This is a genomic window from Paenibacillus sp. UNC496MF (genome assembly GCF_900113915.1).
Taxonomy (GTDB): Bacteria; Bacillota; Bacilli; order Paenibacillales; family Paenibacillaceae; genus Paenibacillus_Z; species Paenibacillus_Z artemisiicola.
Genome location: NZ_FORE01000006.1, coordinates 446,311 through 467,467, shown reverse-complemented (window position 1 = coordinate 467,467; position 21,157 = coordinate 446,311). Strand labels below are relative to the sequence as shown.

Annotated in this window: 16 protein-coding genes and 1 pseudogene; 12 read left to right on the top strand and 5 right to left on the bottom strand. The window is 65.7% G+C overall.

Going from position 1 to position 21,157, the window contains the following annotated elements; translation table 11 throughout:
- The first annotated feature begins 186 nt into the window (after window positions 1-186).
- Entirely contained in the window at window positions 187-1,017 is an 831-nt protein-coding gene (locus BMZ79_RS10670; protein ID WP_177222094.1) for a helix-turn-helix transcriptional regulator, read from the top strand.
- Between the two features lie 53 nt (window positions 1,018-1,070).
- Here BMZ79_RS10670 and BMZ79_RS10665 read toward each other — a convergent pair whose 3' ends face one another.
- A complete protein-coding gene (locus BMZ79_RS10665; RefSeq protein WP_256252647.1) occupies window positions 1,071-2,081 on the bottom strand; it encodes a quinone oxidoreductase family protein in 1,011 nt (336 codons plus the stop codon).
- A gap of 139 nt (window positions 2,082-2,220) precedes the next feature.
- Between BMZ79_RS10665 and BMZ79_RS10660 the strand changes: the two genes are divergently transcribed.
- The 6 genes and pseudogenes from BMZ79_RS10660 (at window position 2,221) to BMZ79_RS10635 (ending at window position 9,113) form a co-directional block, all read left to right on the top strand.
- A complete protein-coding gene (locus BMZ79_RS10660; protein ID WP_090639561.1) occupies window positions 2,221-3,000 on the top strand; it encodes an HAD family hydrolase in 780 nt (259 codons plus the stop codon).
- A gap of 160 nt (window positions 3,001-3,160) precedes the next feature.
- Window positions 3,161-4,783: pseudogene (locus BMZ79_RS10655) on the top strand (spore germination protein); the annotation flags it as partial.
- Between the two features lie 447 nt (window positions 4,784-5,230).
- Window positions 5,231-6,352 (top strand): GerAB/ArcD/ProY family transporter, encoded by a 1,122-nt coding sequence (locus BMZ79_RS10650; protein WP_090639557.1) that lies wholly within the window; start codon window positions 5,231-5,233, stop codon window positions 6,350-6,352.
- On the top strand, window positions 6,324-7,550 hold the full coding sequence (locus BMZ79_RS10645) for a Ger(x)C family spore germination protein (RefSeq protein WP_090639556.1): 1,227 nt from the start codon (window positions 6,324-6,326) through the stop codon (window positions 7,548-7,550). Before BMZ79_RS10650 ends, BMZ79_RS10645 begins: the two co-directional genes overlap by 29 nt.
- Before the next feature lie 24 nt (window positions 7,551-7,574).
- Window positions 7,575-7,778, top strand: coding sequence for a CLC_0170 family protein (locus BMZ79_RS10640; RefSeq protein WP_090639554.1), 204 nt, complete (start codon window positions 7,575-7,577; stop codon window positions 7,776-7,778).
- Window positions 7,779-8,339: 561 nt separating this feature from the next.
- Window positions 8,340-9,113: a hypothetical protein gene (locus BMZ79_RS10635; RefSeq protein ID WP_371263664.1), complete on the top strand. Its 774-nt coding sequence runs from the start codon at window positions 8,340-8,342 to the stop codon at window positions 9,111-9,113.
- Window positions 9,114-9,213: 100 nt separating this feature from the next.
- On the opposite strand, the gene BMZ79_RS10630 is transcribed toward BMZ79_RS10635, so the two are convergent.
- On the bottom strand, window positions 9,214-9,462 hold the full coding sequence (locus BMZ79_RS10630; protein WP_090639552.1) for a hypothetical protein: 249 nt from the start codon (window positions 9,460-9,462) through the stop codon (window positions 9,214-9,216).
- A gap of 277 nt (window positions 9,463-9,739) precedes the next feature.
- Between BMZ79_RS10630 and BMZ79_RS10625 the strand changes: the two genes are divergently transcribed.
- From BMZ79_RS10625 to BMZ79_RS10605, 5 genes are all read left to right on the top strand, one after another.
- The gene (locus tag BMZ79_RS10625) at window positions 9,740-10,906 is read left to right on the top strand and encodes a WD40/YVTN/BNR-like repeat-containing protein (protein ID WP_177222092.1); all 1,167 of its coding nucleotides are present in this window, start codon (window positions 9,740-9,742) and stop codon (window positions 10,904-10,906) included.
- 246 nt (window positions 10,907-11,152) lie between these two features.
- Complete coding sequence (locus BMZ79_RS10620) at window positions 11,153-12,877, top strand: methyl-accepting chemotaxis protein (RefSeq protein WP_256252687.1); 1,725 nt, start codon at window positions 11,153-11,155, stop codon at window positions 12,875-12,877.
- Window positions 12,878-12,934: 57 nt separating this feature from the next.
- Complete coding sequence (locus BMZ79_RS10615; RefSeq protein WP_090639545.1) at window positions 12,935-13,315, top strand: VOC family protein; 381 nt, start codon at window positions 12,935-12,937, stop codon at window positions 13,313-13,315.
- A gap of 183 nt (window positions 13,316-13,498) precedes the next feature.
- On the top strand, window positions 13,499-14,245 hold the full coding sequence (locus BMZ79_RS10610; RefSeq protein ID WP_090639543.1) for a MerR family transcriptional regulator: 747 nt from the start codon (window positions 13,499-13,501) through the stop codon (window positions 14,243-14,245).
- A gap of 213 nt (window positions 14,246-14,458) precedes the next feature.
- Window positions 14,459-15,277, top strand: coding sequence for a TetR/AcrR family transcriptional regulator (locus BMZ79_RS10605; RefSeq protein WP_090639541.1), 819 nt, complete (start codon window positions 14,459-14,461; stop codon window positions 15,275-15,277).
- Window positions 15,278-15,546: 269 nt separating this feature from the next.
- Here the strand turns inward: BMZ79_RS10605 and BMZ79_RS10600 are convergent, their stop codons facing one another.
- The 3 genes from BMZ79_RS10600 to BMZ79_RS10590 all read right to left on the bottom strand — a co-directional run bounded on the left by BMZ79_RS10600 (window position 15,547) and on the right by BMZ79_RS10590 (window position 20,817).
- Complete coding sequence (locus BMZ79_RS10600) at window positions 15,547-16,338, bottom strand: ABC transporter permease (RefSeq protein ID WP_090640179.1); 792 nt, start codon at window positions 16,336-16,338, stop codon at window positions 15,547-15,549.
- Window positions 16,338-17,225, bottom strand: coding sequence for an ATP-binding cassette domain-containing protein (locus BMZ79_RS10595; protein ID WP_090639538.1), 888 nt, complete (start codon window positions 17,223-17,225; stop codon window positions 16,338-16,340). Before BMZ79_RS10595 ends, BMZ79_RS10600 begins: the two co-directional genes overlap by 1 nt.
- Before the next feature lie 238 nt (window positions 17,226-17,463).
- On the bottom strand, window positions 17,464-20,817 hold the full coding sequence (locus tag BMZ79_RS10590; protein ID WP_090639536.1) for a DEAD/DEAH box helicase: 3,354 nt from the start codon (window positions 20,815-20,817) through the stop codon (window positions 17,464-17,466).
- Window positions 20,818-21,157 lie beyond the last annotated feature (340 nt).

The following is a 21,157-nucleotide window of genomic DNA, read 5'->3' as shown; positions in this document are numbered from 1 at the left end:
AATAGCGGATCCTGTGTCCGCTGGATCGTGCCGCAAAGCCGGAGAAGAGTCGGGGCCTGGATGCGGGATCTCGAGGTTTCCAATCGGCCGCCGTGCCGACGCCGGCGCACGCTGCGGAGCGCAGTGGCCGCGCCGCGGTCGCGCGGGTATAATGGTGACAACAGACGAAGCAGGGGAGGCGGGCGCATGTCCACGGAAAACCAAAAAGCGAAGCTGCTCGGCGCTTTCCTGAAATCGCGCCGCGAGAAGCTGAGCCCGCCGGAAGCGGGACTGCCCGCCGGCTACGGCAAGCGGCGAACGCCCGGGCTGCGGCGGGAGGAAGTGGCGCAGCTCGCCCACGTCAGCACGACGTGGTACACCTGGCTGGAACAGGGACGCGCCGCCGCGCCATCGCGGCAGGTGATGGACAGCGTGGCGCGGGCGCTGCAGCTCGACGACCACGAGCACCAGCACCTGCTGCATCTCGCGAGCCTGGACCTCCCGGCGGGCGACAGGGCGGAGGAAGCGGAAGCGGTCTCGCCGGACCTGGCGCGTCTCGTCGCGCAGCTGCCGGGTCCGGCCTTCGTCGCGACGGACAGCACCGAGGTGTTGTGCTGGAACGAGCAGGCGCGCCGCGTCATTTGCGACTTTCCGTCCTTCGCGCGGGAGGACCGGTACATGGCCTGGCTTACGTTCATGGACGGGCGGCTGCGGCGGTCCATCGTCAATTGGGACGCGTACGCGGGGTACACCGTCGCCGTGCTGCGCGGACGGTACGATCGGAATTTGAGGGACGCCGGATTTCAGCGGCTGATCGAACGGCTGCTCGCGGCCAGCCCGGATTTCAAAGCGCTGTGGGACACGCACGACGTCGCCGAGAAGAGCGGCCGCTCGTTCGGGCTGCGGCATCCGGAGCGCGGGGAGCTGTCGTTCGCCGTCAACACGTTCTCGCAGATCAACGGCAACGCGAACATCCACTGCTGCATCTTCGTCCCCGCGGAAGGCACGGGCACGGAGGAGCGGCTCCGGGATTTGTAAACCGGGGCTTGCACAGAACCGGGGCCTCTCGGAACCGGCTGCGGCCGCCCCGCTCAGCGCACCTTCAGCGCCAGCTTGCCGGTCGTCCGGCGCGCTTCGATGCGGCGATGGGCTTCCGCCGCTTCGCGCAGCGGCAGCACGCCGGTCACGTCCACGCGGATCTCGCCGCGCAGGGCCATGGCGAGCGCCGTCGTCGCGGCATCCGCGACGAGCCGCGGCGCGTAGCCGCTCAGCTGCTGCAGGTTGAACCCCAGCACGGCTTTGCTCGCGAACCAGAGCTCGTTCACGGACTGCCGGACGTCGCCGGCGCCGCCGGCGTTGCCCATGGCCACCAACCGGCCCAGCGGCTTGAGGAGCCGCAGCGCTTCCTCCCGCAGCGCGCCGCCGACGGGGTCCACGACGATATCGGCGCCTTCGCCCGCGGTCAGCTCCATGACGGCTTCGGCGTATCCGTCCCGCAGGAAGACCGCGTCGTACCCCAAGTCTTGGGCATACGCGACTTTGTCCGGGCTGCCTACCGTGCCGATGACGCAGGCGGCGCCGAGGCGGCGGGCCATTTGCCCGATCAGGCTGCCGACGCCGCCCGCCGCGGCATGCACGAGCACGGTTTCGCCCGGCCGGATGCGGGCGACCTCCCGGAGGATCAGATAGGCGGTCGCGAGATTCGACGGGCTCGCGGCCGCGATTGCAAGCGCTTCCTCGGAGATCCGGTCCGGCTCGAGCGGAAACGCGAGCTCCGCCGGCACGGTGACGACTTCGGCGTACCCGCCGCCCCCTACGATCGACAGCGCGGCGACGGGCTGGCCGATCTCGAACGCCGTCACCTCCGCGCCCAGCGCCCGGACGGTGCCGGACACCTCGATGCCGGGCACGAACGGCAGGGGCAGCTCCGGCACGCCGCCGCTGCGAAAGAGCACTTCGGCGTAGTTCACGCCGGCATAGGCGACGTCGATGGCTATTTCGCGCGGGCCGGGTTCGGGAACGGGGACCTCGCGGAGCGACAGCACGTCGGCTTCGCCGAACGCGGGGATGACGATGGCGCGCATCGTTTGAACGGCATGCATAAAAAGAACGCCTCCTCGACATGATTTCATGGGTATGGCGTCATTATGAAGCAATGCCCGGAGGCCAGCCAGTCAGCGGTTATGCCGGTATCGGCAGTAACAGGCAACCGCCATATTACACACGAAAAGGGGAGAAGCCATGCGGGGAATCGCGCTGGACTTGGACGGAACGCTGCTCAATTCGGCGAGGCAGGTGTCGGAGCGGAACGCGAACGCGCTGCTGGCCTGCAAGCGCCGAGGAATGCGGATCATTTTCGCCACGGGGCGGCCGCCCCGCTCGGTGCGGAACCTGCTGCCGCCGGAGCTGCTGGACGGGGCGGCGTTCGTCTATTACAACGGGGCGCTCGTCGTGGACGAGGCGGCAGGCCTCCTGCTGCACACGCCGATCGAGCGGGAGACGGCGGCGGAGATCCTCGATTATTGCGCGGAGCGGCTGCCGGGGGATGCGCGGGTCAGCCTGGAGTCGAACGACCGGCTGTTCTCGAACCGCGCCTTGCGGGACTCGGCGTTCTTCAGTCCGTGGAACAAGCCGACGATTTGCGGGCTTAACGACATGAAGCGCCAGACGGCGACGAAGCTGCTGCTGACGGAATTCGGCGATGCCGAGCCCCGGCTGCGGGCGGCGTTCGCCCCCAAGACGCGCTTCATCGCGACGGATCAAGGGAAGCTGATCCAGATCATGCACGCGTCGGTCTCCAAGCTGACCGGCATCCTGGCCGTGTGCGAACGCGACCGCATCGCGGCGTCCGAGCTGCTTGCGTTCGGGGACGATCACAACGACCTGGAGATGTTCGCGATGTCCGTCCACGGCGTCGCGATGGGCAACGCCGTCCCGGAATTGAAGGCGGCCGCGGCCGAGGTCGCCGACACGAACGACAACGACGGCGTGGCGCGGGTGCTGGAGCGCTACTTGAGCTAAACGAAACGCGCGGCGAAGCTGAAGACGGCGTCCGGGAAATCCCGGGCGCTTTTGTTATGCCGATTTTTGCGCATATACATAATTTTGGATTTTTTGCGCATAGTAACCTTGGATTAATTATGAAAGCATACCGATCGATCGCGAAAGGGGGAGGATTTGCATGTCCATGCGCAGCTGGTTAACGTCGAAAGACTCGAAAGGCTCGAATGGTTCGAAAAGCCCGAACCGGAAGACATCCTCCCCTATTTTGGAGCGGCTGGCGGAGCAGCACATGAACGGAAACCTCGAGGACACGCTGAAAGCGCTCGAGGACGTCATGGCGGACGAGTACGATTTTATCGTGCGGCGTTTCAAGGTGTTCGGCCGTTTCGAGGCCGCGCTGATCTATTATTCCAGCATGAACGACCAAAGCATGATCAACCACGATCTCATGAGGCCGCTCATGAAGAAGCCGTCCGACGAGGAAGACCAGACGATCGAAGCGAAAGAGCTGCCGGACCTCATCCTGAACGACACGCTGTACCACAGCAACGTCAACGTCGAAGGCCAGCTGAACTTGGTGGTCGAGGGCATCCTGTGCGGCAATACGGCGCTGCTCGTCCAAGGCCTGGAGCAGGCGATGCTCATCCGGACGTGCAATATCGACAAGCGCGCGATCGACCAGCCGGCGACCGAGCAGGTCATTCGCGGCCCGCGCGAAGGCTTCATCGAACTGCTCGACACGAACATCGCGCTCGTCCGGTACCGCCTGCAGACGCCGGAGCTTCGCGTCCGCTCGATGGTCATCGGCCGCCGCAGCAAGTCGCGCGTCGCCGTCTGCTTCATCGAAGGCATCACGAACCCGGAGCTGCTCGAGGAGGTCGTCCGCCGGCTGTCCGTGATCGATATCGACGCGGTGCTCGATTCCGGGTACTTGGAGCAGTATATCGAGGACAACCATTACTCGCCGTTTCCGCAGGTGCAGTATACGGAGCGCCCCGATAAAGTCGCCGCGAACCTGCTGGAAGGCCGGATCGCCATCTTCGTGAACGGCTCGCCGCTCGCGCTGATCGTGCCGACGGTGTTCAACCAGTTTTACCAAACGGTCGAGGATTACACGGAACGGTTTCTGCTGATGAGCGCCATACGCGTCGCGCGGTTTATCGCGCTCGTGTTTTCGCTCATTTTCCCGTCCCTGTACGTGTCGATCATTTCCTTCAACCCCGAGCTCATCCCGACGGAGTTCGCCGTCGCGGTCGCCGGCGGGCGCGCGGGCGTTCCGTGGCCCGCCGTCGTCGAGGTGCTCATCATCGAAGTCTCGATGGAGGTGCTCCGCGAAGCGACGATCCGCCTGCCGCAGCAGGTCGGGGGCGCGCTCTCGATCGTCGGCGTCCTCGTCGTCGGCCAGGCGGCCGTCGCCGCGGGCTTCGCGAGCCCGATCACCGTCGTCATCATCGCGCTCACGACCATCGGCTCCTTCGCGACGCCGGCGTATAACTCGGCGCTCGCGCTGCGCCTGCTGCGGTTTCCGCTCATTATCATGGCGGGGGTGTTCGGGCTGTACGGGGTCATGATCGGCTTCATCCTGATCGCGAACCATTTGCTGTCCCTGAAGTCGTTCGGCGTGCCGTACCTCAGCCCGCTCGTCCCGGGCAGCTTCCAGGGAATGAAGGACTTGGTCATCCGCGCGCCGCTGTCCTGGATGCCGGAGCGGCCGTCCTTCATGATGCCGCAGGATAAAACCCGCGTCAGCCGGGCGACGATGGACGAAATGAAGAAGCCGGTGCACGACGTGCTCGACCCCAGCACGATCATGGCCAAGCAGAGCGACACGCGGCAAGGACAGACGAACGAGCATAGCCAGCAGAACGCCCACCAAAGCGGCCAAACAAACGGCGGGCAAGGCGGCCAAGGGCAGCCTGGCGGCCAGGAAGGCGGAGGCGGGCAAGACGGCCAAGGCCAGCAAGGCGGCCCGGAAGGCGGAGGCGGGCAAGGCGGTCAAGGCCAGCAAGGCAGCCCGGAAGGCGGAGGCGAGCAGGGCAGCCAAGGCCAACCGAAAGGCCCGGAGGGCGGAGGCGGGCAAGACGGCCAAGGCCAGCAAGACGGCCAGGAAAGCGGAGACGGGCAAGGCGGCCAAGGCGACCAAGGCCAGCCGGGCAGCCCGGCCTCCGGTCAACAACAAGCTGCGCCATCCGGTCAGCCGAACGCGGGGACGAATCAACCGTCCGGCGGCGGAAAGGAGACTTAAACGATGGACCATTTACGCCGTATCACGGCGATTCAATCGTCGGCGGTTTTAGCCAGTACCATCATCGGCGTCGGCGTGCTCGCGCTGCCGCTCTTCGCCGTTCGGGCGGCGGATTCCGGCGCGCCGCTCGTCACGCTGCTCGGCGCGGGGCTCGGTTACGTCGGCCTCTTTCTCATCACGCTGCTGGGCGTCCGGTTTCCCAATCAGTCAATCGTCCAGTACAGCGAGGACATCATCGGCCGCGGGCTGGCGTGGATCGGCAGCGCGGCGATCATTCTCTTCTTCGCCGTCCTGACGTCGCTGGCCGCGCGGGAATTCGGGGAGGTCGTCGTCACCTCCGTCTTGAAAACCACCCCGGTCGAGGTCACGGTCATCGTCATGCTGGCGCTCGCGACCATCTCCAGCCGCAACGACATCATGACGTTCGCGTACATCCACCATTTTTATTTCCCGCTGCTCCTCGGTCCGGGGTTTCTCATCGTGGGGCTGTCCATGAAGAACGCGGACATGATCAACCTGCAGCCGGTCTGGGGCAACGATCCGAGCGGCATGCTCCGGGGCATTATGACCGTGGCGGCGCTATTCCAGGGCTCGTTCGTCATGACGCTCGTCATTCCCGCCATGCGCCGGCCCGACCGGGCGATGCAGGCCAGCTTCTGGGGCATCTTGATCGCCGGCGGGATGTACATGTCGATCGTCATCGCGGCCGTCGGCGTGTTCGGCGCCGAGGAAATCAAGCACTTGCTCTGGCCGACGCTGGAGCTGGCGAAGGCGACGACGCTGCCCGCGAACGTGCTGGAACGGCTGGACGCGGCTTTTCTGGCGGTCTGGGTCACGGCGGTCTTCACGACGCTCCTGTCCACGTACTTTTTGACGATCCGGCTGAGCAGCGAGCTGTTTCGGCTGCGGGACCATAAGCCGTTCTCGACCTTCGTGCTGCCGTTCGTCTTCGTGATGGCGCTCATTCCGCGGAACATCTTCCAGATGTATGACGTCATCGAGCTCGTCGGCACGGTCGGCTTGGCGATCACGATCGGCTATCCCGGGCTGCTGCTGATCGTGGCGCTGATCCGCAGGAAGCGGGGGAATCAACCGAATGAACAGACGATGGAGCAAGCTCGTTAAGCTGTCCGCCGCGTTGTCGATGCTCGTTCCGCTGCTTACGGGCTGTTGGGACCGGCTCGAGATCGAAGACCGCGCCGTCGTGCTCGGCGTCTCGATCGACAAGGCCAAGGGGAACAGCGACAACGACGAGGTGACGCATCATAGCAATACTATGCCGGCTCCGAAAATGGGCTTGATTCGGGTCGCGGTCCAAATCGCGCTGCCCGGCCGGATACCGCTCGGCCCCGGGGAAGGCGGCGGCGGAACGACGGATCCGCAGCAGACGGTATGGGTCATCAACGTGGTCGGCTTTACGCTCGACGACGCGTTCATGAAGCTGCAGCAGCAGGTGTCGAGCCGGATCTTCCTCGGGCATTTGCGCGTTATCATCATGTCGGAGGAATACGCCAAGGGCGGCATCGACAACGTGAACGACTTCTTCCGGCGCAATTCGGAGGTTCGGCGGATGGCGTGGCTCATGGTCTCCAAAGGCAGCGCGCTCGCGCTCCTGAAGGCGGGTCCGAAGCTGGAACGTATCCCGACGCTCTACCTCATGTCCGCGCTGGACGAGGGCATCAACATGGGCAAGTTTCCTCGGGATTACATCGGCATTTTTTGGAGCAACTCGTCCAAAAAAGGCGAGGAAGGCTATTTGCCGTACGTGGCGCTGCGCAAGGAGCAAAACGTCGAAATCATGGGTCTCGCGTATTTCCAAGGCTCGCGGATGATGGGCAAGACGAAACCGCTTCAGATCGGTTCGTTCATGGCGATCAAAGGCTCCAATCCCGCCGGCTATCGCGTCTACGTCATGCTCGAAGGGACCAAGAAAATGGTCATGACCACGACGACGCACCGCAATACGAAGTGGAAGGCGAGCATCAAGGACGGCAAGACCCACTTCTCGATCAAGATCGTCCTGGAGGTCAACATAGAAGAGAAGATGAGCCGCAGCTTCAATCTGAACAACGCGGGCATCGTCCGGCAGATTCAGGACATCGAAGCGAGGAAGGCGGAGAAGTTCTGCGCGCAGCTGATCCGGCAGACGCAGACGGCCGGCAGCGACATATTCGGCTTCGGCGAATACATTCGCGCGAAGAAGCCGAGTTATTGGAACGCCAATATCAAAACGAAGGAAAAATGGCAGGAGGCCTATAAGGAAATGACCTTCGACATCCACGCCTTCGTCAACGTCAGACGCGTCGGCATGAAAGCGACTTGACCGCGCGGAAACCGGAGGGAACGGATGCTAATCAGCGGCTATACCATCAGCTTCGTCAGTTATGCGGCGCCCTTGCTGCTCGTGACCGGTTTCATATTGGTCCGCTTCGACGCCGCCGGCTACAAGAAGAAGAACATGCCGGCGGAGCAGAAGCTGTCCCGGTTCCTCGGCTGGACGAACGTCGTGCTGGGCGTCGGCATGTACGTGTTGAAGGGCGTGTATTTCTGAAACGGTCCGGCGGAGTGCCGCGGAGGCGTGCAGGATGCCCCCGGCGCCCGCGGCCGGTAGGTTCGCGAAAGGACGAGCTTGCCGTTGAGCGGCAGGCTCGTCTTTTGTTGTGCGCCGGCGGGGGGCGGCTGCCCAGGGCTCCCAAGCACGGGGGCTATCGCGGGGCGCAATGGGGAACAAGGAAGGTAACTACGGTGTCAGGTACGGTACGTGCGTCGCCGAGGGCGATTTTCGGAGCAAGAGCGAGCGGTACTTGGTACGGTGCATGCGTCACTATGGGAAAATTTCTGAGAAAGAACGGTACGCGGTACGGTACGTGCGTCGCCAAGGGCGAATTTCGGAGCAAGAGCGGTACGCGGTACGGTACATGCGTCACTATGGGCGAATTTCTGAGAAAGAGCGGTACGTAGTACGGTACATACGTCGCCTAGCGCGATTTTCGGAGCAAGAGCGATACGGATTACGGTACATGCGCGGCGAGGTGCCTTTAAGCCCGTTCATGCTTTGCGGGCCGCTAGGGTATACTTGCTATAGCAAATCATGCCAAAGGAGGAAATGACCATGCATCCGATTGCCGGGTCCGTTCCGTACGGCTACGAGCCGCCGGCGGACAACCGCAAAGGCACTTTAGCCGTGTACGATACGTTTCAGCAGCTGGCCGACGATGCGCTCGCGCGGGCGGCGGAGACGGCGAAGAAGCGCGATTTCGCCGCGCTGGTGCTGTACCCGCTGCACGAAGACACGGTGCGGCGCATGACGAAGGAAGCCGTGCTGCCGTACCATAAGCGGCTCGACCGGCTGCACGAGTGGAAGCGGAGCTATGAGGAGACGCTCATTCGGGCCGGCGTCCGGGTGTTCGTCGAAGGGCTGGAGGGCAAACGCAAGAAATACACGCCGATGGAAACGGCGCTTCGCCATTTGGCGGACGCGTATCCGTCCCCGCTCTTCCTGTATCTCACGCCGGAGATGGCGAATCGGTTCGCTTCGTTCTCCTCGTTCGAGTCTTGGATCGTCAAGGTGCGCCTGCTGCTCGCGTCGGAGCCGTCGACCCTGCATCCCCTGCTGGGGAACATGCCCGCCGCTGGGAAGTCGCGGACCGGGCGTAACAGAGCGGGAACGGGAGCGCGGCCCTGTCCAAGCGAAGAATTCGCGCATGGCGGCACCGATGTCGGAAGGAGGTTGCGCGCGGGTAGGCCAGACCGTTGCAGGCAAGCAGATAACAGCGGAAGGTTCCGGCGCGAAAACCGGACAGCGTCTCGCGCATACCGGAAGATGCGCGCGGGTAAGCCAGGCAATCGGCGACAAACCGGCAACCGGGGAAGAATCCGGCGGTAAGCCGGGAAGCGGCTCGGGTCAAGCGGCAGTCTTGCGCGGGTTGGCGTGGGTTGATAGCGTTTTGGAGACGAACCGGCCAAAAGCCGGAGAGCGGCGCGTGCTAAGCGGCGGTCTTGCGCGGGAGGGAGGGTTCTTCGGAGGCGAAACGGTCGGCTTTTGCGCGAAGCTCGTTCAGGAGGTCGTCCAGCTCGCGGCGGAGCTCGCTCAGCTCGCGGTTGCAGCGGGCTTGCAGCCGGTCCAGCTCGGCGGGGGTGAGTTGGTGTTGGCGAATGCGGTAAATCAGCTTGGTCGTCATCGTATCGCTGTCGCACAGACGGTCGGCGTACACGATGGCCGGGTTCGAAATCATGATTGCGAAGACTCCTTTATCCGTTGAATTGCTCCCAGTATAGCGGCGCTCTATTAACGGGCGATGCCGAAAGTGTGAACGGAATGTAAGAATCGGGACCGTTTGTTCGGCGAATGTTTACCCGCCGCGCCCGTCACGGCGCCCGCGGAATATCCGGGCCGGCGCGGATTTCGGGCCAGCCGGTGCCCCGCGCCCGCAACTTGACGAGCCGTCCCGGCGTCAAGGAAGTAGATAGAAATCGGCCCAAGAAGGGTAATACATGGACGAGGTGATGACCATGAAAAAAGCATTGACCGGCCTCGCGCTCGCCGCCGTGCTGGCGGCGGGCGCGCTGACCGGCTTCGGCGCGGCGGCCCCGGCGCCCGCGGCCGCGGCTTCGGCGTCCCCGGCGCCGGCCTGCCGCACCGACGCGCACGGCCTGCAGCTGAAGGCGATGAAGGACACGTCGGACCCGTACCTGCAGTCGATCCAATTCCTGAGCAAGACCATCGGCCGCGCGGCGGGCAACGGATTCATGATCGGCACGTCGGACGGCGGCTGCCATTGGCAGACGATCTACAACACCGGAACGCTGAACTTCGCGCAAATGCAATTCTTGACCAATACGACGGGCTACGTGCTGGCCCAAGTCGCGTACGGCAAGCCGAACACGCTGCTGAAGACGACGGACGGCGGTTCGAGCTATACGTGGATTCCGACCGGAGCCCATCCGTTCGACCGCATCGCATTCATGAACGGCCAAACGGGCTTCGGCTTCACGCGCGCGTTCACGTACAAGACGGCGGACGGCGGCAAGACGTGGACGAAGCTGCCGACGCCGCCGAACACGCGTTACGCGCATTTCATGACGGAGCAGAAGGGCTGGGCGCTCGTGCTGGCCGCCGGCGGCTATGACGTGAAGCGCACCGTCGACGGCGGGCGGCATTGGACCGGCTCGCTGCGCGTGAAGTCCGATACGGTCGTCGGCGGCATGATCTACGGCACCGACAGCGCGGACGTCTGGGTCCTGCTGTACGGCGCTTCCGGCATGTCGCAGACGTCGTACGCCGTCTACCACACCTCCGATGCGGGCGCGCGGTGGAAGCAGATCCTTTCCCGCCCGACGGCGGGCGGAGGCCCGGCGCCCGGTCCGGTCGTACCGGCCGGCAAGCTGGCCGGACCCGCCGGCAGACCGACCGACATGGCGGTCGTCGGACGCCAGGCGGCCTTCCTCGTCGCGGGCAGCGGGGCGCTCGACGCGCTGCAGTTCGGCCGCTCGCTCGACGACGGCAAGACGTGGACCAACCTGCCGGGCGCCGCGCCGGGCTACGACGCGAAGCTTTCGTTCTTGACGCCGACGACGGGCTACCTGGCGGTCACGAGCTTCGAGAAGCCGGGCATTTACAAGACGGCCGACGGCGGCAAGACATGGACGAAGCTCTTCTCGCTTCCGGCCCGTTCCTAGGCCGGAGGTTGCAGGCGGAAGCCCTCGGGGACGCGGCGAATCGCGGCTTTCGGGGGCTTTTTCCCGCGCCGCGCGCTCATTGCGGAGCAGGCATCAGGCGAGTGAGAGCGCCTTCATGGTGACGGCTTGAAAAAATAAGCCGTTCTTCCTGCTTTTTTTCAGAAAACGCCTCATAAATGGGTCGAAAGCTGTCGATATCACTTCCAAAAGAGACCATAGGAGTGATACCGATTGAAACCAGGCATCATGACATTCGGCGTAGGAAAAAAATTGTTTTTGTCGTTCATGGCGTTAATCGTGCTGATCGGGGCGTTGGGCGCGATCTCGCTGCTGTCGGAGCGGCGGATGGCGGACAAGACGGACAGCATCGCGAAGAACTGGATGAACGGGGTCGAAATCGCGAATAACGTGAATTACTTGACGGAGCACGTCATGACGTTTCAATACAAGATTTTGGCGAGCGTCGATCCGGGCAAAAAGATGAATTACATGGTCGACGCCTCGAGCACGATCATGGCGGTCGACCAGCAGTTGGACGGGTACGCCGCGACGTACGCGAACGCCGAAGACAAGGCGACCGCGGAAGCGCTGCGGGACAAATGGGCGGCCTACAAGGAGCTGTACGACAAAGCGATCGCGTATAGCGAGCATGTCGACCTCATTCACGGGGCGAAAGCGAACGGCGACGAACTCGTCCAGCTGCTGCAGCAGACGGAAACGGCTTACGCCGCCATGCAGCAGGACATGTCGAAGCTGGTGCAGCTCAACCACAAGGGCGCGGCCGACGCGGCGAAGGAAAGCCGCGACATCTACCGCAGCAGCGTCATCGAAGCGATCGTCGTGCTGGCGGCCGCCGTCCTGATCGCCGTCGGGCTCGCGGCGTTCTTGAACGCCCGGATTTCGCGGCCGCTCAAACGCGCGTCGTCCGCGCTTCGCCGAGTCGCGGCGGGCGACCTGACGGTCGAGGCGCTGAAGGCGCGCTCGAAGGACGAGATCGGCCAGCTCGCCGCGTCGGTGAACGAGACGACGGCGAATTTGCGGGCGACGATGCGGCGGATCCACGAGACGGCGGCGTCCGTCGCCGCGTCGTCCGAGGAGCTGCTCGCGAGCTCCGGGCAGAACGCGGAGGCGACGCAGCACGTGGCCGAGGCGGTGCAGGAGGTGGCCGCCGGGGCGGAGCGCCAGCAGCATAGCGCCGATGAGACGGGCCGGGCGATGGAAGAAATGGCGACGGGCATCCAGCGCATCGCCGAATCGTCCTCGACCGTATCGGATTTGTCGGTGGAGGCGAGCGAGCTGGCGGAGCGGGGCAACGTCTCCATCGGGGCCGCCGTCGAGCGAATGAACGCCATCGGCGGCTCGGTGGGCCGCGCCGGCGCGGACATCCGGCAGCTGGAGGCGCATTCCGGCCGCATCGGCGAGATCGTCGGCCTGATCGGCGACATCGCCAAGCAGACGGGTTTGCTGTCGCTGAACGCCTCGATCGAGGCGGCGCGCGCCGGCGAGCACGGCAAAGGCTTCGCCTTCGTGGCGGGCGAGGTCAAGAAGCTGTCCGAGCAGTCGGCGCAGTCGGTCGGCGGCATCGCGGAGGTCATCGAGCAGATTCAGCGGGATACGCTGAAGGCCGCGCGCGCGATGGAGCAGAGCCAGGGCGAGGTGCGGCTCGGCATCCAGGCCGTCGCCGACGCGGAGGAGGCGTTCCGCGGCATCGCCGGGACCGCGCGCCAAGTGTCCGAGCGGGTGCAGGAGGTCGCCGCGGCGGCGCAGCAGATGGCGGCCGGCTCCGAGCAGGTGTCCGCGTCCGTGCAGGACATGAGCGCGATATCCCGCGACGCCGCGGGCGCGACGCAGTCCGTCGCGGCCACGACGGAAGAGCAGCTCGCGTCGGCGCAGGAGATCGCCGCGGCGGCCGAGTCGCTGAGCGCCATCGCGCAGGAGCTGTCCGACATGGTGGGCCGCTTCAAAATCTGACGTCCGCAAGCGGTCCGGCCATGCTATAATAGGCGAAAAAGGCGGTGGACCTCCGCGATGATTCGCCACGAAGGTATTCATCATGTCAGCTTGATCGTAACCGACCTGGAACGGGCAAAACGTTTTTACGAAGACGTTATCGGCCTCCGGGAAATCCCGCGGCCGGCATTCGATTTCCCCGGCGCGTGGTACGGCATCGGGGAAGGCGGGCAGCAGCTGCATCTGATCGTGCATCCGGGCGAGACGCTGCGCGGCGGCGGCATCGACACGCGCGACGGGCACTTCGCGATCCGCGTCGCCGATTTCGACGAGACGATTGCTTGGCTGTCGGAGCACGGCATCGAGCACCGGCATAACCGGAACAGCATCACGGGCTTCGCGCAGATCTTCCTGACGGATCCCGACCGCAACATCATCGAACTGAACGCCGCGCGCTGAAGCGCGGCCGCCGGGCCGGCTGGCCGGGAGCGCCCCTGGGGCGTCCCGGCTTTTTTGCGTCCTGCGCTTTGCATACTTGGGAGAGAGGCGAGCAGCCACGGGCGCGGAAACGATTCGGCGAAGGGGCATTGACTCTCCGCTTAGAGGAGGCTTTACACTACGGATTGAAAGGAGCGAAGGCAAGTGAAGCATACGGTCAAGGAGCTGTCGGAGCTGTCCGGCGCGACGATCAAGACGCTGCACCATTACCACAAGATCGGGCTGCTGCTCCCGGGCGAAATCAGCGAGGCGGGCTATCGCTACTACGGCCGGCGGGAGCTGGAGCGGCTGCAGCGGATCCTGTTCTACAAGGAGCTGGATTTTCCGCTCGAGCGGATCCGGACGCTGATGGACGGCGAGCAGGATCCCCGGGAGGCGCTGGGCGCCCAGAAGCGGCTGCTGCAGGAACGCCGGAAGCGGCTGGACGCGGTCATCGGGACGTTGGCGAAGACGTTGGAATCCATGGAGAAAGGCGAGGCGATGCAGGTGAGCGAGATGTTCGAAGGCTTGAAGAGCGAAGCGGAATGGCGGGAGGCGCTGGACGAGCAGCGGACGTATCTGAAGGATAATTACGGCGTGGATATTTTGGAGACGGCGCCGGACGCCGCGGAGATGAACGAGCAGGCGCGGGAAGCGATGCTGTTCATGAACGGCATGGCGGACGCGCTGCGGGGCGGCGCGATGCATGCGGACATGCGGGTGCGGGAGCTGGTCGGCGGGCACCTGGCGTTTCTGAACGCGCGCGGGCACGCGGTTACGCCGGAGGCGTTCGCGGCGCAAACGGCGTTCTTCCTGCAGGACGCCTTCCACCTGCGCATGCTGGAGGAGCAGCAGACGGGGCTGGCGTATTATCTTCAGGCCGCCGCCGCGGCATATGCGGCGGGGTATTGAGCTGCCTGCCAGGGGGCGTGCTGACCTCCGGGCGCCGAAGCTCCGGGCCTGAGCCGGTTCATCGCAACGCCGCGTCCGCCGTTCGGCGGACGCGGCGTTTTTGGCTACGCATCCGTTCCAAGGCCCCGCGGAATTGTTCCGACATAGCGGTTGTGGTACACTGTTTATGGCGTATACAATTTCGCGAAAGCATCATAACGGAGGATATTGCCCATGCCAGACGGCCATGATTTGGAAGATGAAGCGCTCCGGCGGCTGCCGGTCGGCGTCGCCCTCGCCTGGGGCCTCGTGAAGCAGGGGAAACGGGGGCCGAAGGGCGAGCTCAGCATCAAGCAAATCGTCGGCGCGGCCGTCGCCATCGCCGACGCGGACGGGCTGCAGGCCGTCTCGATGAGCCGCGTCGCCCAGTCGCTCGGCTACACGACGATGTCGCTGTACCGCTATATCACGAGCAAGGACGACCTGCTGCTGCTGATGCAGGAGGCCGTGAGCGAGATTCCGATCCCGCCGGAAGATCCGGCTCAGCATTGGAGAGACGGGCTTCGCGCCTACGTGGACGCGTGCGTCGACGTGTTCGTCAAGCATCCGTGGTACGGCGACATTCCGGTGAAGAGCGTGCCGGTCACGCCGAACGTCCTGCGTTTGATCGACTGGGTGATTCGCACCTTGCGCCCGCTCGAGCTGGACGATTACGAGAAAATGTCCGTGCTGCTGCTGCTGAGCAGCTACGGCCGCTCCGTCGGCCTCATCCGGCGCGACATGGAGACGGCCTTTCGCGCGGGAGGGACGCCCGAGGATTTCGCGGGCCTCTCCATGAGCCCCGCGCTGAAGAAGCTGGTGACGCCGGAGCGCTTCCCCGACCTGTATCCGATCGTCATGTCCGGCATCTATGGCGGCGAGCGCGAAGCCGAAAGCACGGTCGGCGACGATTTGGCGTTCGGGCTGGAGCGTATTCTGGACGGCGTCGAGCTGTATGTGGAGCGCCGGCGGCAGGCGCCGAAAGGCGGATCGGCCGGGCCGGACGAAGGTTAACCGCAGCCGGCCGCATGGCCGCCGCGTAGCCGCATAGTCACGCAGCCGCGCAGCCGCATGGACCGGCATGCCGGTCCGAAGGCGCGGCGGTTGACGCCGTTAACCGTGAACGGCGTTAATCGCCGCCTGTCCTGCGGCGACCGGCCGGCATGAACGAAAACAAAAAGCACGCCCGTTCCGCATCCAGCGGAACCGGCGTGCTTTTTTACGCATGCGCGAACGAATTGGCGAATATCGTTACCGCGAACGCGGCGTCGGGCAGCGCCTCTCTAGCGCTTGCCGGCTTTCCGGCGGAAGGCCGCGATGCTCCACACGATGGCGACCAGCAGAATGCCGAGGCACCAGACGGCAGCCAGCCAGGCGCTGTCGCCGATCGGCGTGCCGGTGAGCAGCCCGCGGATCGTCTCGATGACCGGCGTGATCGGCTGATGGTTCGCGACGCCCTGCAGCCAGCGCGGCATCGTCTCCGTCGGCACGAACGCGCTGGAGAGATAAGGCAGGAAGAGCAGGATGAAGCCGTAGCCCGACGCCGCGGACGGGGAGCCTGCGATAAGGCCGATGGCCGCGAACAGCCAGGTGAGCGCGAGAATGAACAGCGCGATGAGGCCGATGGCGCCCAGCCATTCCAGGAAGCCGGCGGACGAGCGGAAGCCGACGAGGAACGCGACGCCGATGACGACGCCGGTCGCGAGCAGGTTGCGCGCCAGGCTCGCGGCGACATGGCCGGTGATGACGCTCAGGCTGCGGATCGGCATCGTGCGGAAGCGGTCGATGATGCCGTTCGTCATGTCGTGGGCGACGTCCACGGCGGTGCTGGCGGAGCCGAACCCGGCGCACAGCAGGATGATGCCGGGCACGACGTAGTCGACGTAATCGCCGCCGGGATCGATGGCGCCGCCGAAGACGTAGGTGAACAAGAGCATCAGCATGACGGGGAGCATGATCGCCATGATCAGCGCTTCGGCGTTGCGCAGGCTGAGGCGGATGCTGCGGGCGATGAAGACGGCGTTCACGGCGCCGAGGGACGCGTTGCGCGCCGGGACGTTGCGGTCGGCGTTCATCATTGGGCGGCCTCCTTATAATCGGCGGATGTCAGGGCGACGAAGACGTCGTCCATGCTCGGTTTGCGCAGGGTGATCCGGGTGCCGGCGGGCGCTTTGCCCGCGAGCTCGTTCAGCGTCCGGCGGATGTCGTGGAGGGTGCCGTCGGTGGCGTAGACCGCGAGCGCCTCGTCGTCCTCGCCGACGAGCTCGATCCGTTCGCCGCCGACGCGGGCTTTCAGCTCGTGCGCGGTGCCGGACGCGACGATGCGTCCGCCGGCGATGACGGCGATGCGGTCGGCCAGCTGGTCGGCCTCCTCCAAGTATTGCGTGGTGAGAAATATCGTCATGCCTTCGTTCCGCAGCTGCAGGATGGTATCCCACAAGGCGCGGCGGCTGACGGTGTCGAGCCCGGTCGTCGGCTCATCCAGGAACAGCACGGACCGGCGGGCGACGAGGCTGATCGCCAGGTCGAGGCGGCGCCGCATGCCGCCGGAGTAGGTTTTGGCCAGCTTGCCGGCGCTCGCCTCCAGGTCGAACAGCGCGAGCAGCTCCGCGGTCCGGACGCGGGCTTCGGACGGCGAGAACCCCGACAGCCGGCACATCATGGTCAGATTCTCGCGGGCGGTCAGCATGTCGTCGACGGCGGCGAATTGGCCGGTGAGGCTGATGGCGCGCTTGACGGCATCGCGCTCGCGGACGACGTCGCGGCCGGCGACGGCCGCGGTGCCTCCGTCCGGCCTCGTCAACGTGGAGAGGATGTTGATCAGGGTGGTTTTCCCGGCGCCGTTCGGGCCGAGCAGGGCGAAGATCGTGCCGGCTTGCACGTTTAGATCAATGCCGTTCAGCACCGTCTGCTTGCCGAACGCTTTGCGAAGCCCTTTCGTTTCGATCGCGAATGCGGTCATGTGCTTCATGCTCCTTTTCGTTATGGTGTATGTTATAAACAGTATATTGTAATAACAGTATATTATGCATACAGAATTTGCGCAACCGGGAAAATAAAAAATCCGCCAAGTCGTTCTTGGCGGATAACGCGGTCGTATTCGTCGCGAGTCTGGACTGGAGAACAGCGATCCGAGAGCCGGGAGCGGAAGCCGCGAGCCTAACGGTTTCGGCGGGACGGACGGAAGACGCGGAGCCGGGTCAAGCGAGCGTCAGCAGCTCCTTGATCTCGTCCTCGGTCAAGGCGGCGAGCGGCTCCTCGCCGGGGCGGACGACGTCGTCGATCAGGTTCTTCTTGCGCTCCTGGAGCTCGATCATCTTGTCTTCGACGGTGCCTTGGGCGACGAGGCGGATGACCTGCACGACCTTCTTCTGTCCGATCCGGTGGGCGCGGTCGGCGGCCTGCTGCTCGACGGCGGGGTTCCACCACAGGTCGTACAGGACGACCGTGTCCGCGCCGGTCAGGTTGAGGCCCGTGCCGCCGGCCTTCAGCGAGATGAGGAACAGGTCGCCTTCGCCGTCGTTGAACCGGTTGCTCCGCTCGAGCCGCTCGCTCGGCGGGGTGCTGCCGTCCAGGTAAAAGTACGGCACGTTCCGCTGCTGCAGCTCCTGCCGAATCAGCTTCAGCATCTCGACGAACTGCGAGAAGACGAGCATCCGACGTCCCGCGGCGCGGCATTCGTCGATCAGCTCCAGCAGCTGGCGCAGCTTGCCCGAGCCGCCCGCGTAGTCTTCGACGAACAGCGCGGGATGGCAGCAGAGCTGGCGCAGCCGGGTCAGGCCGGCGAGGATGCGGATCCGGTTGCGGTGCAGCGTGTCCTTGTCCAGGTGCCGGAGCGTCTCTTCCCGCAGCTTGGCGAGGTAGGCGGCGTAGAGCCGCTTCTGCTCGGGCAGCAGCGCGGACGCCTGGACGGATTCGATTTTGTCCGGCAGCTCCTTGAGCACGTCCGCCTTCACCCGCCGGAGCAGGAACGGCCGCGCGCGCTTCGCGACCGTCTCGCGGGCGAGCTCGCCGAACGCCTTGCGTCCCGGGAACAGGTCCGGGCAGACGGCGTCGAACAGGGACCACAGCTCGACGAGCCGGTTCTCGATCGGCGTCCCGGTCAGCGCGAACCGATGGCGGGCCTGCAGCAGCTTGACGCTCTTCGCCGTCTGCGTCGCATCGTTCTTGAACGCCTGCGCCTCGTCCAGGATGAGCGTGTGGAACGAATGCGCCGCGTATGCGGCGATGTCGCGGCGCAGCAGCGGATAGGACGTGATGACGACGTCGACCGACGCCCCGGCGGCGAGCGCCGCGTCCCGCTCGGCCTTCGTGCCGTCGGCGACGGCCGCGCGGATATGCGGCGCGAACTTGCGGAGCTCGCTGCGCCAATTGTACGTCAGCGAAGCCGGGGCGACGATGAGCGCGGGCAGCCGCTCCTCGCGGATGGCCGGCAGCATGGCGGCGAGGAAGGCGATGGCCTGCACCGTTTTGCCGAGGCCCATGTCGTCCGCGAGAATGCCGCCGAAGCCGTAGTGGGCCAGCGTCCGCAGCCATTGGTAGCCGTACGCCTGATAATCCCGGAGCGGATGCAGCAGCCCCTCGGGCTCCGGGAAATCGAGGTTGTCCGGGTTGCGCAGGTTTTCCAGCAGCCGGCGGAACGCTTTGTCGAGCTTGACGGCGCCGCCGCGCGGCGCGTCGATCAAGTGCAGGCCGCGGAAGAGCGGGATTCGGATGCCCGAATCGCGCAGGTCCTTCGCCGTGATCCGGCCTTCGTTGATGAACCGGGCGATCTCCCGCATTTCCTCGGTGTCGAGCGGCAGGAGGGCGCCGGTGGGCAGCCGGTGGTAGGCCCGTTTCTCCTCGAGCGATTTCAGCACCGCTTTGATCTCCGCCGCGGGAATGCCGTCGATATCGAACTTCGCCTCGAGCCAGTTGGTGCGTTCGTTCATCGTGAGCGTCACGTTCGGCGGCGCGGCGCCGAGCTGGATGCGCGTCCGGACGGCGGAGGTGGCGTGGACGGTCAGCAGCTGCTCCAATTGCGGCACGACGCGGCGGAGAAAATGGTACTCCCGCTCCTCGTCGCCGAGAAAATACCCCGATTCCGTCTTGGCCATCGCCGCTTCCTCCATCAGGGCGAGGATCCGGCGTTCCTTCTCGCCGTCCCTCACGAGAATCGGTCCGCCGCGGCGCCGTTCGGCTTCCGGCTCCAGCGGATTGACGACCAGGTCGCCGTAGTGGAATTCCAGCGCCGCGAGCAGCCGGTCGCGCACGCGGTCGAGAAACAGCTTCGCCTTCAGCGGCCGGTGCGCGACCCGCTCCGCGACGTCCTCCGCGATCCGGACGCTGCCGAGCTTCAGCAGGCCGGGCATGACGCGCTCCATGAACGGCTCGATTTGCGCCTGCGGCAAGGGCAGCTCGTCCGGCTCGGCGGCGCGTTCCAGCAGCGCTTGCAGCTCGAGCAGCCGCGCGCACGCCTCGGGCGTCTCCCGCAGCAGCTTGCCCTCGGCGAGGACGAGGCCGTAGTCGTCCAGCACCGTCATGTCCGCCAAGCCGCGCACGCGCAGGCGGTACCCGGCGTCTTCGGCCGTTTCCGAGCCCGGCCGTTTGCGCTGCTCCAGCTCGAAATGCAGCGGAAGGCGTTCGTCCGCGGGCGCGATGCCGGCGTAGACGACGTTGTCGAGCTCCAGCACCGCGGACGGCGCCGCGGCGAGCGCGGGCAGGAACGCGTCCCAGGCGCCGGGCGGCACGGGCAGCATCCGCTCGCCGGTCACCGGCGCGGCGTGGGCGGCGTACACGCCGGCGGTGTCGCGGTAGAGGCGCTCCTGCTCCTCCATCGCGATCAGCCGGGCGACGACGGCATAGTCCGCCGCTTGGATGCTGTGCTGCCGCGGATCGTACGTCAGCGACTTGGACAGGACGCACGGCTCGCCGTCCGCCGCGCAGCGCAGAAACTCGCGGATGCGCGGGATCGCGGCCGGCCGCTTCGCGCCGGCTTTGATCTCGATGCCGAGCATCCGTTTGCCGCCGGCGCGGACGAACGGCTTGCAGACGAACGTGAGCTCGAGCGGCGGGCGCGTATCGAAGCGCGTCTCGGCCGCGGGCGCCTGCCGCTCCGGCGGCGCCGGCGGGGCGAACAGGCGCAGCAGCCCGTCCGCGAGCTCCGCGCCGCGCCGGGCGTCGGCTTCGCGCGCGTCGGCGGCGGCGTCCGCGGAAGCGCCGGAGCCGCGGCGGTTCTCTCCCGCCGGGCGGGCTTCCGCCGCGGGCGCGCCCGGCGCGCGGCCCGTCTGCCGCGCGTCGTGGATCAGCAGCAGCACCGCGGCGACGTGCGAGCAGTACTTATCGTAGGACGACAGCGACGGACAGCTGCAGCGGGCCGCGACGTCGCCGTCCTCGTCGATGCGCAGCGCCACGTCGAACGCGTCCTGCTGTTCGACGGTCGCCTCGCACCGGCCGGCTGCGGCGTCGTAGTACGTGACCGCGACCTTGCCGGCGCGGAACGCGGCCTCGCCGCGCTTATAAGAAAGCCGGCCGCACATGGATTGGATGGCGGACAGCGTGAGGGGATGGGTCATGCGGCGATCGCCTCCTTGGTTTTGCCGATCAGGTCCGGGGGTTCGCTTTCAGGGCTCCTATGCCCCGGGTGCCTGCTTGCGATAGTGCCGTCGGCTCAAGTATACCTTCCCGTCCGGCGGTTTGAAAGGGGCGGGGGGCGGGCGCGGGCCGCCGCGCGGCTGTGGGAAAATCAGGGTTGACGCGCCGCCGGCCGCTTAGGTAAGATGATGACGACGATAAAGGAGGTGAGGGCAATGAAGACCAATCGCATAGCATCGATGTCGCAATTCGCCCCCCTTACGGATCGGATGTCCCTCTAGGACGCGCCGCGCGTTCGCGCGGATTCCGGCCGCGGGCAGA

Coding starts and splice junctions, on each gene's coding strand:
- BMZ79_RS10670 (WP_177222094.1), top strand. CDS start 187: ATGTCCACGGAAAACCAAAAAGCGAAGCTGCTCGGCGCTTTCCTGAAA.
- BMZ79_RS10665 (WP_256252647.1), bottom strand. CDS start 2,081: ATGCATGCCGTTCAAACGATGCGCGCCATCGTCATCCCCGCGTTCGGC.
- BMZ79_RS10660 (WP_090639561.1), top strand. CDS start 2,221: ATGCGGGGAATCGCGCTGGACTTGGACGGAACGCTGCTCAATTCGGCG.
- BMZ79_RS10650 (WP_090639557.1), top strand. CDS start 5,231: ATGGACCATTTACGCCGTATCACGGCGATTCAATCGTCGGCGGTTTTA.
- BMZ79_RS10645 (WP_090639556.1), top strand. CDS start 6,324: ATGAACAGACGATGGAGCAAGCTCGTTAAGCTGTCCGCCGCGTTGTCG.
- BMZ79_RS10640 (WP_090639554.1), top strand. CDS start 7,575: ATGCTAATCAGCGGCTATACCATCAGCTTCGTCAGTTATGCGGCGCCC.
- BMZ79_RS10635 (WP_371263664.1), top strand. CDS start 8,340: ATGCATCCGATTGCCGGGTCCGTTCCGTACGGCTACGAGCCGCCGGCG.
- BMZ79_RS10630 (WP_090639552.1), bottom strand. CDS start 9,462: ATGATTTCGAACCCGGCCATCGTGTACGCCGACCGTCTGTGCGACAGC.
- BMZ79_RS10625 (WP_177222092.1), top strand. CDS start 9,740: ATGAAAAAAGCATTGACCGGCCTCGCGCTCGCCGCCGTGCTGGCGGCG.
- BMZ79_RS10620 (WP_256252687.1), top strand. CDS start 11,153: ATGACATTCGGCGTAGGAAAAAAATTGTTTTTGTCGTTCATGGCGTTA.
- BMZ79_RS10615 (WP_090639545.1), top strand. CDS start 12,935: ATGATTCGCCACGAAGGTATTCATCATGTCAGCTTGATCGTAACCGAC.
- BMZ79_RS10605 (WP_090639541.1), top strand. CDS start 14,459: ATGCCAGACGGCCATGATTTGGAAGATGAAGCGCTCCGGCGGCTGCCG.
- BMZ79_RS10600 (WP_090640179.1), bottom strand. CDS start 16,338: ATGAACGCCGACCGCAACGTCCCGGCGCGCAACGCGTCCCTCGGCGCC.
- BMZ79_RS10595 (WP_090639538.1), bottom strand. CDS start 17,225: ATGACCGCATTCGCGATCGAAACGAAAGGGCTTCGCAAAGCGTTCGGC.
- BMZ79_RS10590 (WP_090639536.1), bottom strand. CDS start 20,817: ATGACCCATCCCCTCACGCTGTCCGCCATCCAATCCATGTGCGGCCGG.